Consider the following 14120-nt stretch of genomic DNA (forward strand, 5'->3'; position numbering starts at 1 on the left):
CAGGGTCGCGGCTGTGGTCATGATCTCCACGGCGTCCGAACTCGAAACCGAACCGACGAGGGCAAGTTAAGCGCCCGCACCGCTGGATCGGGTGTCGATGGGCAACCAGGTCTTGCCGGACGCCCCCGTGTAGATCTGCGTAGGCCGGTAAATCCGGTTGGCACCGAGCTGCTCTTTCCAGTGGGCCAGCCAGCCGGCCACCCGCGCGATCGCGAAGATCGGCGTGAAGAGGTCGCGGGGGATGCCGAGCTTGCGGTACACGAGCCCGGAATAGAAATCCACATTCGGATAGATCCCCTTGGCGCCGAGGCGGCTTTCAGCAGCCTTCTCGAGCCGTCGGGCCACGTCGTACATGTGGTCGTGGCCGAAGCGGTCGAACAGCTCCTCGGCCAGCTCCTGCAGGATCACGGCACGGGGATCCTTGACGCGGTACTCGCGGTGGCCGAAGCCCATGATCTTCTGCTTCTCGGCCACCGCCCGCTCGAGGTAGGCCTCCACCCGGTCTTCGCTGCCGATCTGGTCGAGCATGGTGAGCACGTCTTCGTTGGCGCCGCCATGCAGCGGGCCGGCCAGGGTGCCCACGGCCGAGGCCACCACCGCGTAGGGATCGGTGAGGGTGCTGGCGGTGACGCGGGCACTGAAGGTGCTGGCGTTGAGCGAGTGTTCGGCGTGGAGGATCAGGCAGGCATCGAAGATGCGGGCCGCCATCGGGTCAGGCACCCGCTCGGTGATCATGTACAGGAAATTGGCCGAGTACGACAGGTCGTCGCGGGGCTGGATCGGGTCCTGGCCTTTGCGGATCAGCTGGAAGGCCGCCACCATCGTGGGGATCTTGGCGATCAACCGCACCACCGCCTCCTCGATGTACTGGGGGTCGTCGAGGGCGCGGCGCGAATAGAACAGGCCCAGTGAGGCTGCGCTCGACTGCAGCGCGTCCATGGGGTGCCCGTCGGCCGGGAAGCACTTCATCATGTCGCGGATGCGGAAGCTCACCCGCCGGTGCATCTGCACCTCGTACTCGAAGCGACGCAGCTGCTCGCCCGTGGGCAACTCACCCCAGATCAGCAGGTAGGCGGTTTCCAGGAAGCTGCTGTGGTTGGCGAGCTGCTCCACCGGATAGCCCCGGTAGGTGAGCACGCCGTTGCGGCCGTCGATGTCACAGATGGCGGACTGGGTGGCCGGCACCCCTTCAAGGCCGGGGCGGAACGCCGGCATGGCCGGCTGGGCCGCGACAGGTTCGCTGGCCAACGGGGTGGCCGCTGGAGTTGTGGCGGAGTCACCGGCCGCTGAGAAATCCGTGACCGCCGGCGCCCCATCCGTTGCCATGCCGAGCTTCCACGCTGTTGATCGAAACCTAGATCCATTCCTGACAGCCGCGCCGTAACACCGCCGACCGGCCACCAGGGCCCCGTTTCAGCGGCGTCCGCGCCTCAGCCCTCCCCCAGCAGAGCGCGGGGGGAGAGCAGCAGGGTGAGCCGCGTGCGGCCCAGGGCAGCCTCCCAGCCGCGCGCCTGCCCGGAACCACCGGAAGGCACCGGAGCCTGCCAGGGAAGCGCCAGGACCACCACACCGGCCTTGCGCAGGCGCAGGGCGCCGGGAGGGGCGCCGCAGAGCCGGCAGGCCAGCTCGCTGAGATCGGGTTCATGCCCCACCAGCGCCAGGCGCCGCCAGGGGCTGGGCCGCTCGGCGCCTTCGCCCCCGGCGCTGAACCAGCGCTCCAGCAGCGGCGCTGGGTCACCACCCGGGGCCAGCTCCCCGCAGACCTCGAAGCGGTGGAGGGCCAGTCCGCCCTCGCGGGCCAGCTCCGCCGTCTGGTGCGCACGCAGCAATGGGCTGGTGAGCAGTGGATCCACAGCCAGTCCGAGCGTCACGAGACGGCGCACCACGGCGGCGGTGCGCCGGCGGCCGGCGGCGGTGAGCGCCCGTGCCTCGTCGTCCAGGCCGCGATCGGCCGCCAGCTGGCGATCGATCGCGACCCCATGGCGCAGTAGCAGCAGCTCCGCAGCGGCCATGGCCTCAGCCCAGCTCCAGGCGGCCATGCAGCCGCAGTGCCGGGGCCGCGGCGGCAGGATCGCTCTCCAGGCTCACCGCCAGGCCCTGCACAGTGGGAGCGAGCGGCTCGCCGGCCAGGCCGGTGAGCAGCAGCCAGGGGTCCCAGCGGGCCAGCAGCGCACGGGCCGACGGGGCGGCCATGGCCCACTGCAGGGGCGCGGCCTGATCCTCCAGGCCCTGAAGCTGGGCCAGCCTCTCGCTGGGCGGCGCGGCCCCCTCCAGCAGACCGGTGAGGGCGGTGATGCCCTCACTCCACCAGGCCACACCGCGCTGGTCGAGGCGGGCGCCGGCGATGGCGGCGTCCAGTTGGTCGGGGTGGCTGCGGGAATTGCCGGCGGTCAGCTGGGTCCAGAGCTGCAGCGTTTTGCCATTGCGGCTCAGCGGAGCAGCGATCAGGCCTTTGCGCGCCAGCACGTCGCTGATCGAGGCGATGGCGGGGCTGTCAGGAGCCGTGGCCAGCAGCCAGCCGCGGGAGCTATGGCTCAACAGCAGGGGGCCTGGATCCTGGGCAACAACCAGCGGGGGCAGCACCCCCGGCAGGCTCGCGAGGGCTTGGGCGAGGACAGGTGCCACCAGCTCCGACCAGACATCCGGAATGTCGGCGGGGACGCTGCTGGTGGCTTCAGGGCTGGGGATGGTGGTGTCTCCGTCACCATCGGCAGCGGCACTGTCCGTGGCGTCCCCATCGGAGCCGGCGGAATCCGGGCTGGAGGCGGTAGCGATGGCTGCCGCTGAGGCAGCTGTTCCTGGTGCAGCAGGAGCTGAGAGCAGGGCGGGGTTCTGGATCATCGCCAGGCTGTCCGAGGGCCCCTGCAGGCCCGCCAGCAGATCCGGCGTGGGCGTGAGCGCCAGTGCTGCGGGGGCGTGGCGCAGCTCAAGGCGGCCGTTGAGGTCGAGGGTGCGGCCTCGGGGCGCCAGAGCTGCCACCAGGCCGAGCACCTCCTGCTGTGCTGCGACGAAAGGGGAAGCAGCCAGCCAAGGGGTGAAGCTGTCGGGGCGGGCCACCACCAGGGCCACGCCCTGGCCGAGGGTGGCCACGGCGGTGGCGAGGCGGGGGTCGCCGGCCTGGTTGAGTTCATCGATCTGGGAGACATCCAGCGCCTGCTCCAGCACCCCCCGACCCGAGGCGATCAGCACCAGCCGGTCGTCGATCAAGGCGGTGGCCAGGGGCAGGGCGTTCTGGCCCAGCAGGGCGCCCCGGCCGCTGATCAGCCCCATGCCTCGATAGGTGCTCACCTGCAGCTCGTTGCCGGCCAGGCTGCGGGTCTGCCAGAAGCGCTGCAGAAAGCGCCGAGCCCCCTCCGACTCACGGCTGCGCAGGGCCAGCAACCAGCCCGCCGGCTGTGACGCACCCGCCGGGGTGAGCAGCGCGACACTGGACTCCTCCCCCACCCAGCCGGCCAGTTCCTCGGCGTAGTCGAGGCCGGCGGCGGCGAAGGCCCCGTCCCGCAGCTGCTCAAGGGCGGCGGCGGCATGGCGGCGTTGGCGGGGCGGCGCCACGGCCCGGGCGTAGGCCCCGAGCTGGTCGGGCGGGACCAGCAGGTGCAGGCTCAGCGAGGCCTGCCGGGGGATGAAGCGAGCCGCCAGTGGCAGGGTGAGGGGTTGGTGCTGCAGGGCGAGGGGGCTGCTGCGCCAGAGCACCACCCAGCCCGCCGCTCCGATCAGCAGCAGCGTGACGGCCACGGCCAGGATCGCCGCCAGGAATGGGCGGATCTTCATGCGTAGCGCGCAGGAATGGCCTCATCCTTATGCATGAAGCCGCCTCCGTGCATCGTCAACGCACACCCGGCCAGCCACCACGCCCATGCCCGCACCCATGCCCCAGGAAAGCCAAACCACCCCCACCCCGGCCCCGTTGCAGGCACGGGAGCTGCAGCAGCGGCTCAACGAGGGTGCCGATCTGCAGCTGGTGGATGTGCGGGAACCGGCAGAGCTGGCCATGGCCGCGCTGCAGCAGAGAGTGATCCATCTGCCCTTGAGCCGCTCCTCGGAATGGGTCAGCCGGATCGACGCGCTGCTCGACCGCGAGCGTGAGGTGGTGGTGCTCTGCCATGCCGGCATGCGCAGCTGGCAGTTCGGCTGCTGGTTGATGGAGCAGCAGGGTTTCGAGCGGGTCTGGAACCTGGAGGGGGGCATCGATGCCTGGAGCGTCCAGGTCGATCGGTCGGTGCCGCGTTACTGAGCAGCGCTACCAGACCGATGGCGCGGGACAGGTACTCCTCTTACCGCAGTCAGCGGAGCTGCGGCGGTAAGACGGGCTGGCCCAGATCGGCTCCAGCCTCTGACGCCGGAGCAGCTCCACAGTTTGTGGCGGTGATGGTGCTGAGCTGCGCAACAAGCAGGGACTGGCCGACCCGGCGGGTTAGGACCCCGCTCCTCTTTTGCACGTGCTGACGCTGGAGATCGTGGAGGGTGATCGCCTGCTCCAGCCGCACCGCTCCATGAGCAACAGGGGCCGCGCCTGTGAGCGGAGTGGTCTCGGCGATCCTGGGCACGCTGGTGTCCTCAAGGGTCAGGTTGGATTCACTGTCGACTGCGGCCGCTGCCAACGCTTCACTGGCTTCTGCCTGCTGCCATCCAAGCGATCAGCCATGAAACCCGAACCAACACCTAGCGGCCTTGTTGCCCAGACGAAATGGTGTTCCTGTTGGCCAGCGGCGTCGTTGGTATCGGTTACGGTTCGCGCACCATCCGTTGACTAGCCCCTCGTTGCCTCACCTCAGCCGCCGCCATCAGCAGGTGTTGCAGGCAACGGTGCAGCATTACGTGGACACGGTCGAGCCCGTGGGGAGCCGCACCCTGGTGCAACGCTTCGGCTTCCAGACCTCACCTGCCACGGTGCGTTCGGCCATGGGGGCGCTGGAGCAACAGGGCCTGCTTGTGCAGCCGCACACCTCTGCCGGGCGTATTCCAAGCCAGCGCGGCTACCGCCTCTACGTGGACAGCCTGCTGCCACCCCCCGGTGCCGGAGCGCTGCAACTGGAGCAGGAACTGCTGGGGCTGAGCCTGCGCTGGGCTGCCCTCGACGATCTGCTGCTGCATCTGGCGCGGCGGCTGGCTGATCTCACCGGCCTGCTGAGCCTGATCACACGCCCCCAGGGCGATCGCTCCGCCCTTCAGGCCGTGCGCCTGGTGCCCAGCGGCGACCGCCTGCTGGTGTTCCTGGTGGAGAACGCCGTGATGACCAGCTGCCTGAACCTGCATCTGCCACCGGCGGCGGCCCCCGAGCTGCTGCCGCTCGAGCGCTGGGTGATGGATCAGCTCAGCCTGCATCCGGGCCAGCCAATCCCCTGGAACGCCCTGCCGCCTCAACTGCAGCGCAGCGGCTGGCTGCTGCGCGAGGCGCTCCGCAGCCACCGCATGGCCCGACCGGGCGATGCCGACGGCGCCCTCGCGCTCGGGCTGGGGGGATTGCTGGGGCAGCCGGAATTCAGCCGCACCGCCACGCTGCGGCCGCTGGTGCAGCTGGTGGAGGAAGACCCCCATCTGCTGCTGCAACCTGACGGCAGACCCAGCGAAGGCGTCTGGATCGGTGCCGAAAATCCCCATCCCGCCCTGCAGGACTGCGCACTCGTGCAGGCCACTTACCGCACCGGCGACGGCAGCCAGGGGCACGTGGCCCTGGTGGGGCCGATGCGGATGGCCTACGCCACCGCCCGGGCGGCGGTGCGCTCGGTGGCCGCCAGCCTGCAGCGGTTGCTCAGTTGAGCGGCCGGCGGCTTGAGAGCATGGCGCCATGACTTACTGCGTCGGTTTCCTGCTCAAGGAGGGTCTGGTGATGTGCGCCGACTCCCGCACCAATGCGGGGGTGGACTACATCTCCAGCTACCGGAAGCTGCACGTGTTCCAGCCGGCGCCTGACCGGCTGTTCGTTCTTCTGGCGGCTGGCAACCTGGCCACCACCCAGGCGATCCTCAACTGGATCCGCCGCGACCTCAGCGCCGCCGCCACTCCGGCGGCCGTGGGGGCGCCGGCCAGCGCTGCAGCTGATGACCGGACCGCCGGACCGGACCTGCTCAGCTGCCGCCATCTGTTCGAGGCGGCGGCCTACATCGGCCGCCTGAGCGTGGCGGTGCAGAACGAGAACGAGAGCGCCCTCAAGCAGGTGGGAGCGAGCGGTGAGGCCACCTTCATCCTTGGCGGCCAGATCGCCGGCAACGACCACGGCCTCTACCGGATCTACGCCCAGGGCAACGCGATCATGGCCACGCCGGAAACGCCGTTCCTGCAGATCGGCGAGAGCAAATACGGCAAGCCTCCCCTCGATGTGGTGGGTGACTACGGGATGTCGCTGGAGGATGCCACCCGCCTCTGCCTGATTTCCCAGGTGATCACCCGGCGCTCCAACCTCACGGTGGGGCCCCCGTTCGAGGTGGCGCTCTATCCGCGCAATTCGCTGGCCATCTCCCAGCACCTGCGCCTGGAGCGGGGCTCCAAGCTGCTCGGCGAGATGGCCCGGATCTGGGCAGACAGCCAGCGCGATGCGCTCAGCAACCTGCCCCGGCTGCCCTGGGAGCCTCAGCCGGCCAGCTGATCCCCCAACCGGTCAGCCACGGTGTTCACGTCCTTGTCGCCGCGGCCGGAGAGGTTCACCACCACTTCGGTGCCCGGCGCCAGGGTGGGGCAGAGCTGCTCCAGCCAGGCGAAGGCGTGAGCGGTTTCCAGCGCCGGGATGATGCCCTCGAGCTCAGACACCAGGCGCAGGGCAGTGAGCGCCTCGTCGTCGGTGACGGCGGCATACTCCGCCCGGCCCACATCCCGCAGGTAGCTGTGCTCGGGGCCGACGCCCGGGTAATCCAGGCCGGCGCTGATCGAATGGGCCTCCTGCACCTGCCCTTCGCCGTCCTGCAGCAGCAAGCTCATGGCGCCATGCAGCACGCCGATCCGCCCTTCGGTGATCGTGGCGGCATGGCGGCCCGTGGCCACGCCCTCGCCGGCGGCCTCGACGCCGATCAGCCGCACGGAGGTGTCTTCCACGAACGGGTGGAACAGGCCCATGGCGTTGGAGCCACCACCCACGCAGGCCACCAGCACATCGGGCAGACGGCCGAAGGCCTCCTGGCACTGGCGCTTGGCCTCCTGGCCGATCACGGCATGGAAATCACGCACCAGCATCGGGTAGGGGTGCGGGCCGGCCACCGAGCCGAGGATGTAGTGGGTGGTTTCCACGTTGGTCACCCAGTCGCGGATGGCTTCGCTGGTGGCGTCCTTGAGGGTGGCGGTGCCGGCGGTGACCGGCTGCACCGTGGCGCCCAGCAGGCGCATGCGGAACACGTTGAGCGCCTGGCGGCGCATGTCTTCGGCGCCCATGTACACCACACACTCGAGGCCGAAGCGGGCGCAGACGGTGGCGGTGGCGACGCCGTGCTGGCCGGCGCCGGTTTCAGCGATGACCCGCTTCTTGCCCATGCGCAGGGCCAGCAGGGCCTGGCCGAGGGCGTTGTTGATCTTGTGGGCACCGGTGTGGTTGAGGTCTTCGCGCTTCAGCCAGAGGCGCGGGCCTCCTTCCGGGCGGGCGTAGTGGGCGGTGAGCCGCTCGGCTTCGTAGAGCGGCGTGGGGCGGCCCACATAGGTGCGCAGCAGGTGGTCGAGCCGGCTGGTGAAGGCGGGATCGGCCCAGGCCTCCGCAGCCGCCTGCTCCAGCTCCGCCAGGGCGGGCATCAGCGTTTCCGGCACGTATTGCCCGCCGAAACGTCCGAAGCGCCCCTGGGGAGTGGGCCGCACGGACACCTGAAGGTCAGCGGGATTAGGGGAGAGCGGGGGGAAGGTGCTGGTCACCGGTGCCGAGCGGTATCGGGCCAGCCTAGGAAGCGGAAGTCGCTGCCACACTCCCGGGCGTCAGCGCCGCTGACCAGCTCAGGGGGGAAGCGGTGGTGGCGGCGTCAGCCGCGGCCAGGTCGACGGGGCACGCTGGCTGGGGGGACCGGCCGGCGGGACGCAGGGGGCCTGCCCGGGCACCACGAAGCGCAAGGCCCGCACCTGGCCCGGCGCCGGCGGCCCGGTGCCGCCGATGGCGGCGTCAGGCGGCGGCGAGGGAGTCAGCCCCGCGGGCGGGCAGGGCAGGGGTTGGCGCGTGTCCAGATCGAGGCGAAGCATCTCCAGACGGAGGGGTGGCAGGTCCATGCCCGGCAGGTGCGCTGTGATGGAAGCGTCGCCACCACGATCGCCATGGGCAAGGGAAGCTGGCAGGAATTCAGCCGCGCCGAGAGCACGGCACGGCCGGCGGGCCCGGTGTCCCCGGCCGCTCCCCGCAACCAGCAACGGGTGCGGGTGCAGCGCACCAAGGCAGGCAAAGGCGGCAAGACCGTCACCGCCATCACCGGCCTGGAGTTGCCGGAGGATGACGCCCGCACCCTGCTGAAGCAGCTCAAGGCCCGTGCCGGCACCGGCGGCACCCTCAAGGACGGGGTGATCGAGCTGCAGGGCGATCAGGTAGGGCCGGCGCTGGAAGCGCTCACGGCAGCGGGCTTCCGACCGAAGCAGGCGGGGGGGTGAGCGGCTGGGGCTCCGGCAGCCCCAGCCGCCGGGCCAGTTCATCGAGAAAGGTTTTCAGGCAGCTCGCCACCGGCACCGCCAGCAGCAGGCCCAGCAATTCACCGAGCCCCAGCAGGCTGCCCACCCGGGCACCCACCGGCAGGCTGAGCAGCAGCCAGGCCGGCTGCAGACCCACGATCTGGCCCATCAGCCGGGGCTGAATCACCTGATCCACCACCTGCCCCACGCTGATGGCCGCCACCAGCACCTCCACGCCTGTGCGGGGGTCTTCAAGCACCAGCAGGCCGCTCACCAGCAGGATCGTCAGCGCGCTGGCATAGGGAACCAAGGTGGTGAAGCCGATCGCCACGGCAAACAGCACGCCGTAGGGGATCTGCAGCAGGGTGAACACCACGATCTGCGCCACGCTGAGGATCAGGGCCAGCACCACCTGGCCGCCGAAGTAGCCGCGAAAGGTGGTGACCAGGGTGTTCAGGACCATCGCCCGCCAGCTGGAGGGCAGCCAGCGGGCCAGACCGCGTGGGATCGCCTCGCCGCCCACCAGCAGAAAAACAGCCAGCACCACCACGATCAAGGTGTTGATCGTGAGGTTGAGCGTGGCGCCGAGCAGCCCAAGCAGGCGCTGGCTGAGCTGGCTGGCGAACTTGGTGGAGCCGGTGAGCAGTTCGCTGCTGAAATCGCTGAAATCAGCGGGCAGGCCATGGGCGGCGGCCCAGAGCTGGGTCTGATCCAGCAGCATCTGCCCCTGCACCAGCCAGCCGGGCAGGGCATTGAGCAGATCGCCGAGCTGCTGCACCAGCCGCGGCAGCAGCCAGAGGCTCGCCAGCACCAGCAGGGCAAGCCCCAGCCCGAGCACCAGGAGCAGCGCCAACACGCGCGGCATGCCGCGCTGCGTGAGCCAGCGGCTGGGGATGTCCAGCAGGAAGGCGATCAGGGCAGCGCCCAGGAACAGGGAGGGGAAGGGCGCCAGCGGCACCAGCACCTGCCGCAGCACGAACATGTTCAGCACCAGCAGCGGCAGAGTGAGCCCGAAGCGAACCCAGAGCGGCAGCGGCATGGTGAAGCGTTCAGCCATCGATCAGCTCCCCATGCCCTGCAGGTAGGCCGCACTGCCCAGCTCCTGCAGACGCCGGTCCTTGGTGGTCACCTGGTCGTGGAGAGCACGGCGATGGGCGAGCACACGGTCAGCCAGCTCGGCATCGGCGGTGGCCAGGATCTGTGCCGCCAGCAGGCCCGCATTGGTGCCGCCACCGATCGCCACGGTGGCCACCGGGATGCCGGCCGGCATCTGCACGATCGAATGGAGTGAATCCACCCCAGACAGGGCCCGGCTCTGCACTGGAACGCCGATCACCGGCAGAGGCGTGAGCGCCGCCACCATGCCGGGCAGGTGTGCGGCACCGCCGGCACCGGCAATGATCACCTTGAGCCCCCGGCCGGCGGCGGCTTCAGCGAAGGCCACCATCTCCAGCGGCGTGCGATGGGCGGAGAGCACGCGCACCTCCACCGCCACCCCGAACTGCTCCAGCACGGCCACCGCCGGCTGCAGCGTGGGCAGGTCGGAGTCGCTGCCCATCACCACGGCCACACGGGGACAGGCGGCCTGCCCAGGGCCGGCGGCAGCAGCGGAAGCAGACACAGCAACCACAGGGGGCAGGGCAGCGAGGATGGCATTCTCCCGCCGACCGCGGCCCGCCGCTGACGTTGATGCGCTGGCTCAGCAACGTTCGCCTCCCGGAGGCCGTGCCGCCCTGCAGCTCAGGGCGCTGGCGCGTCGGCGTGGACACGGCCGGAACGATCGCCTGCCTTGAACCACTGGAGGCGGGCAGCGCCGCCGCCGGCGACGACTGGAACGGCGACTGGCTCAGCCCGGCCGGGGTGGACCTGCAGATCAACGGCGGGCTGGGACTGGCCTTTCCGGAGCTCACCGACGCGGATCTGCCCCGCCTGCTGGAGCTGCTGGAACTGCTGTGGCGCGATGGCGTGGAGGCGATCAGCCCCACCCTGGTGACCTGCGGCGTGGCGCCGCTGCGCCAGGCCCTGGCGGTGCTGCGGACGGCCCGCGGCCTTCCCGCCCCTGGCCGGGCCCGGCTGCTGGGGGCGCACCTGGAGGGTCCGTTCCTGGCGAAGGCGCGGCGGGGCGCCCACCCGGAGGCGCACCTGGCGCGGCCCAGCCTCGCGGCTCTGCAGACGCGAATCGAGGGGTTCGAATCCGAGATCGCCCTGATGACGCTGGCGCCGGAGCTGGACGGGGCCGAAGCGGTGATCGCCGCCCTGTGTGCGCAGGGGATCGTGGTGAGCCTGGGCCACAGCGAAGCCAGTGAGCGGCAGGCGCAGCACGCCTTCGAGGCGGGCGTGGGCATGCTCACCCACGCCTTCAACGCCATGCCCGGCCTGCACCACCGGGCGCCGGGGCCGGTGGCGGCGGCGGTGCTGCGCGGCGACGTGGCCATGGGCCTGATCGCCGACGGGGTGCATGTGGCGCCGTCGCAGGCGGTGCTGCTGCAGCGGCTCGCGCCCCGGCAGGTGGTGCTGGTGAGTGATGCCCTGGCGCCCTACGGGCTGCCGGAGGGGCGGCACCGTTGGGACAGCCGTAGCCTGCTGGTGGAGAACGGCAGTTGCCGGCTGGAGGACGGCACCCTGGCTGGGGTGACGCTGCCGCTGCTGGAGGGCGTGGTGCGGCTGGCGGGCTGGAGCCGGGCGCCGGGCGCTGCGATCGCCGCGGCCACCGTGCTGCCCCGGCGCGTGCTGGGTGATCACCGCCCCGTGCAGGAGCTGCTGCTGGGTCAGCCGCTGGCGGAGGCCCTGCGCTGGAGCGGCGGCGACGCGGACCCGCTGCGTTGGTGCCGTGCCGGCGAAGCCACCCACACTCCTTAGGATCCGGCCACCCACACCCCCTGAGCGCATGGCCGCCGAACCGCTGCTGGACACCGACGCGGCGCCCACCACCAGCGAGAAGGCAGCGGAGAAGCTGGAGGTGCGCGACTACTTCAACAGCACCGGCTTCGAGCGCTGGAATCGCATCTACAGCGACAGTGACGACGTCAACAAGGTGCAGCGCAACATCCGCATCGGCCACCAGAAGACGGTGGATCAGGTGCTGGCGTGGCTGCAGGAGGAAGGCGACCTGGCCGGGCGCAGCTTCTGCGACGCCGGCTGCGGGGTGGGCAGCCTCAGCCTGCCGCTGGCCGGCCTGGGGGCCGGCAGCATCTCGGCCAGCGACCTCTCGGACGCCATGGTGCAGGAGGCCGGCCGACGCGCCGCCGCCGCCGGCATCGACCCCGCCCGGCTGACCTTCCACACCTCCGATCTGGAAAGCCTTACGGGCCGCTACGACACGGTGATCTGCCTCGACGTGTTCATTCACTACCCCCAGGCCGCCGCCGAGGAGATGGTGCGCCATCTGGCCGGCCTGGCGGAGCGGCGGCTGATCGTTAGCTTCGCCCCCTACACGCCCCTGCTGGCGTTACTCAAGGGGATCGGCCAGCTGTTCCCCGGTCCCAGCAAGACCACCCGCGCCTACACCCTGCGGGAAGACGGCATCGTGGCGGCGGCCGCCGCCGCCGGCTTCCAGCCGCTGCGCCGCAGCCTCAACCAGGCGCCCTTCTACTTCTCCCGCCTGATCGCCTTCGAGCGGGCATGAGCGCCACCGCCGGGGCTGGGGCGTCAACGCCGAAGCGTGAGCCGGTGGCCTTCATCGGCCTCGGCGCCCTGGGAGCGCCGATGGCGGCACGGCTGCTGCAGGCGGGTCACCCGCTCACCGTGCACAACCGCAGCCGTGAGCGGGAGCTGCCGCTGGCGGCTGCCGGCGCCCACCGGGCCGCCTCGGTGCCGCAGGCTGCCGCCACTGCTGCGGTGCTCTGCCTCTGCCTCAGTGACGACCGGGCCGTGCAGGCCGTGCTGCTGGAGCAAGCGCTGGCGGCCCTGACCCCCGGCGCCTTGGTGATCGACTTTTCCACGATTGCTCCCGCCACCAGCCGCGCCCTCGCCACCCGCCTGGAGGCCGATGGGATCACCTACCTCGATGCACCGGTGACCGGCGGCACCGAGGGGGCCCGCGCCGGCAGGTTGGCGGTGCTGGTGGGCGGCAGCGCGGCGGCGCTGGAGCGGGCACGGCCGCTGCTGGAGGCGGTGGGGAGTTCGATCAGCCACTTCGGCCCCGTGGGCGCCGGCCAGCAGGCCAAGGCGGTGAACCAGGTGCTGGTGGCCGGCAGCTATGCCGCCGTGGCCGAAGCGATTGCGCTGGGCCGACGGCTTGGACTGCCAATGGCACAGGTGTGCGCCGCGCTCGAAGGGGGTGCGGCCGGCTCCTGGGCCCTGCGCCACCGGGCGGGCAACATGCTCAGCGATCACTACCCGCTGGGCTTCCGGCTCGCCCTGCACCGCAAAGACCTGGCGATCGCCCTGGCGGAAGCGGCCGCCGCCGGGCTGGATCTGCCGCTCACCACCCAGGTGGCCGCCATGGAAGACACGCTCATCGCCGCCGGCCACGCCGAAGAGGATGTATCGGTGCTGGCCCGCTGGTTCGAGGCCAGGGGCTGAGGATCAGCCGCCAGCTGCCGGGGCGAGCTCCAGAGCTGGCGGCAGCGGCGCCTCCAGCTCCAGCCAGGTGCCTTCGGGCCGGGGCAGCACGAGTCGGTGGGCGTGCAGCTGGTAGCCCCCCAGGCCCGGCAGGGCCTGGGGGCGGGCCTGGCCGCCGGGCAGGTAGAGGGGATCGCCCAGCAGCGGCGTGCCGACGCTGGCGGCATGGATACGGATCTGATGGGGGCGACCGCTGCGGATCGCCACCTCCACCAGATGGGCCTGCGGGCGCACCTGCAGCAGGTGCAGCTCGCTCCAGGCCGGCAGGGGCGCCGCCGCAGAGTCCGCAGCGGAGGCGGCCGCCCACACCTGGCCCAGCAGCGGATGGGGCCAGCGGCCGATCGGCGTGTGGATCTCCAGCCGCTCGCCCACCGCGATCGGCAGGGGGCCTGCCTGCGTGAGTGCGCGGTAGAGCTTGCGACAGCCGCTCTCGGGGGCAGCGGTGCTCTCGCGCAGCAGGGCGCTGAGCCAGGCGCGGGTGGCCGGCTGGCGGGCCAGCACCAGCAACCCGGAGGTGAAGCGGCCGAGCCGATGAACGGGCCGGGGCACGCCGGTGGTGGCAGTGGCGGCCGAGTGCCGCTGTCTCCGCTCGATCAGACGCAGCACGGTGTGCTCCAGGAAGCCGCCGGCCGGCAGCACCGGCAGGCCGCTGGGCTTGTCGATCACCAGGATGTCGCCGTCGTCATGGACGACCTGCCACTGATCCGGCACCGGCGGCTCGTGCCAGGGGGGCCGATGCCACGCCAGCCGATCCCCCGGCGCGAGGCTGCCATCGGCCCGGAGCTGCTGGCCGTTCCTGTGGATCTCGCCGGCCTCCAGCCGCGCCTGCCACACCTGTTGATCGGAATGGCGGTAGCGGGCGGCGTAGAAGGCGGAGATCTTCTGGCCCGCCGCGGCGCTGCCGGCCCGGTCGGTGTAGATCCAGCCCTGGTTGAGCGACCCTGCAGGCACGGGCTTCAGGGGGATTGAGGAGAAGGACACCCTGCCCGGGC

The 14120-nt window shown here is 71.1% G+C and carries 15 protein-coding genes; 7 read left to right on the forward strand and 8 right to left on the reverse strand.

Annotated features, from left to right (window positions below; translation table 11 throughout):
• Positions 1 to 66 precede the first annotated feature (66 nt).
• The 3 genes from CJZ80_RS07135 to CJZ80_RS15445 all read right to left on the reverse strand — a co-directional run bounded on the left by CJZ80_RS07135 (position 67) and on the right by CJZ80_RS15445 (position 3771).
• Positions 67 to 1215, reverse strand: coding sequence for a citrate synthase (locus tag CJZ80_RS07135; RefSeq protein ID WP_094512362.1), 1149 nt, complete (start codon positions 1213 to 1215; stop codon positions 67 to 69).
• Between the two features lie 215 nt (positions 1216 to 1430).
• Positions 1431 to 2012 carry a histidine phosphatase family protein gene (locus tag CJZ80_RS07140; RefSeq protein ID WP_094512364.1) on the reverse strand — a complete coding sequence of 194 codons (582 nt, stop codon included), beginning with the start codon at positions 2010 to 2012 and terminating at the stop codon, positions 1431 to 1433.
• 4 nt (positions 2013 to 2016) lie between these two features.
• On the reverse strand, positions 2017 to 3771 hold the full coding sequence (locus tag CJZ80_RS15445) for a DUF3352 domain-containing protein (protein WP_094511687.1): 1755 nt from the start codon (positions 3769 to 3771) through the stop codon (positions 2017 to 2019).
• Positions 3772 to 3856: 85 nt separating this feature from the next.
• Here CJZ80_RS15445 and CJZ80_RS07150 point away from each other — a divergent pair, with 85 nt between their 5' ends.
• The 3 genes from CJZ80_RS07150 to CJZ80_RS07165 all read left to right on the forward strand — a co-directional run bounded on the left by CJZ80_RS07150 (position 3857) and on the right by CJZ80_RS07165 (position 6586).
• Positions 3857 to 4234 (forward strand): rhodanese-like domain-containing protein, encoded by a 378-nt coding sequence (locus CJZ80_RS07150; protein WP_233132892.1) that lies wholly within the window; start codon positions 3857 to 3859, stop codon positions 4232 to 4234.
• Positions 4235 to 4761: 527 nt separating this feature from the next.
• Positions 4762 to 5760, forward strand: coding sequence for a heat-inducible transcriptional repressor HrcA (locus CJZ80_RS07160; RefSeq protein ID WP_094511702.1), 999 nt, complete (start codon positions 4762 to 4764; stop codon positions 5758 to 5760).
• 28 nt (positions 5761 to 5788) lie between these two features.
• Positions 5789 to 6586 (forward strand): 20S proteasome subunit A/B, encoded by a 798-nt coding sequence (locus CJZ80_RS07165; RefSeq protein ID WP_094511708.1) that lies wholly within the window; start codon positions 5789 to 5791, stop codon positions 6584 to 6586.
• Here CJZ80_RS07165 and trpB read toward each other — a convergent pair.
• A complete protein-coding gene (trpB, locus tag CJZ80_RS07170; protein WP_094511713.1) occupies positions 6571 to 7830 on the reverse strand; it encodes a tryptophan synthase subunit beta in 1260 nt (419 codons plus the stop codon). The genes CJZ80_RS07165 and trpB overlap by 16 nt on opposite strands.
• A 78-nt stretch (positions 7831 to 7908) precedes the next feature.
• Positions 7909 to 8175, reverse strand: a complete 267-nt coding sequence (locus CJZ80_RS07175; RefSeq protein ID WP_094511718.1) for a hypothetical protein — start codon at positions 8173 to 8175, stop codon at positions 7909 to 7911.
• 45 nt (positions 8176 to 8220) lie between these two features.
• On the opposite strand from CJZ80_RS07175, the gene CJZ80_RS07180 reads away from it, so the two are divergent.
• Positions 8221 to 8547 (forward strand): translation initiation factor, encoded by a 327-nt coding sequence (locus CJZ80_RS07180; protein ID WP_094511722.1) that lies wholly within the window; start codon positions 8221 to 8223, stop codon positions 8545 to 8547.
• Here CJZ80_RS07180 and CJZ80_RS07185 read toward each other — a convergent pair.
• Both CJZ80_RS07185 and purE read right to left on the reverse strand, forming a co-directional pair.
• The gene (locus tag CJZ80_RS07185) at positions 8507 to 9622 is read right to left on the reverse strand and encodes an AI-2E family transporter (RefSeq protein WP_198948263.1); all 1116 of its coding nucleotides are present in this window, start codon (positions 9620 to 9622) and stop codon (positions 8507 to 8509) included. The two genes, CJZ80_RS07180 and CJZ80_RS07185, sit on opposite strands and share 41 nt — an antisense overlap.
• Positions 9623 to 9625: 3 nt before the next feature.
• Positions 9626 to 10123 (reverse strand): 5-(carboxyamino)imidazole ribonucleotide mutase, encoded by a 498-nt coding sequence (gene purE / locus CJZ80_RS07190; protein ID WP_094512368.1) that lies wholly within the window; start codon positions 10121 to 10123, stop codon positions 9626 to 9628.
• Between the two features lie 131 nt (positions 10124 to 10254).
• On the opposite strand from purE, the gene CJZ80_RS07195 reads away from it, so the two are divergent.
• The 3 genes from CJZ80_RS07195 to CJZ80_RS07205 are packed head-to-tail and all read left to right on the forward strand — an operon-like array spanning position 10255 to position 13089.
• Positions 10255 to 11424, forward strand: coding sequence for an N-acetylglucosamine-6-phosphate deacetylase (locus CJZ80_RS07195; protein WP_094511727.1), 1170 nt, complete (start codon positions 10255 to 10257; stop codon positions 11422 to 11424).
• 28 nt (positions 11425 to 11452) lie between these two features.
• Positions 11453 to 12190, forward strand: coding sequence for a magnesium protoporphyrin IX methyltransferase (gene bchM / locus CJZ80_RS07200; RefSeq protein WP_094511732.1), 738 nt, complete (start codon positions 11453 to 11455; stop codon positions 12188 to 12190).
• Positions 12187 to 13089: an NAD(P)-dependent oxidoreductase gene (locus tag CJZ80_RS07205; RefSeq protein ID WP_094511735.1), complete on the forward strand. Its 903-nt coding sequence runs from the start codon at positions 12187 to 12189 to the stop codon at positions 13087 to 13089. The genes bchM and CJZ80_RS07205 overlap by 4 nt, the downstream gene beginning before the upstream one ends.
• Positions 13090 to 13092: 3 nt before the next feature.
• On the opposite strand, the gene CJZ80_RS07210 is transcribed toward CJZ80_RS07205, so the two are convergent.
• The gene (locus tag CJZ80_RS07210) at positions 13093 to 14109 is read right to left on the reverse strand and encodes a pseudouridine synthase (RefSeq protein WP_233132893.1); all 1017 of its coding nucleotides are present in this window, start codon (positions 14107 to 14109) and stop codon (positions 13093 to 13095) included.
• Between the last annotated feature and the right edge of the window lie 11 nt (positions 14110 to 14120).

It is taken from the genome of Synechococcus sp. MW101C3 (genome assembly GCF_002252635.1).
In the GTDB taxonomy this organism is placed as follows: Bacteria; Cyanobacteriota; Cyanobacteriia; order PCC-6307; family Cyanobiaceae; genus MW101C3.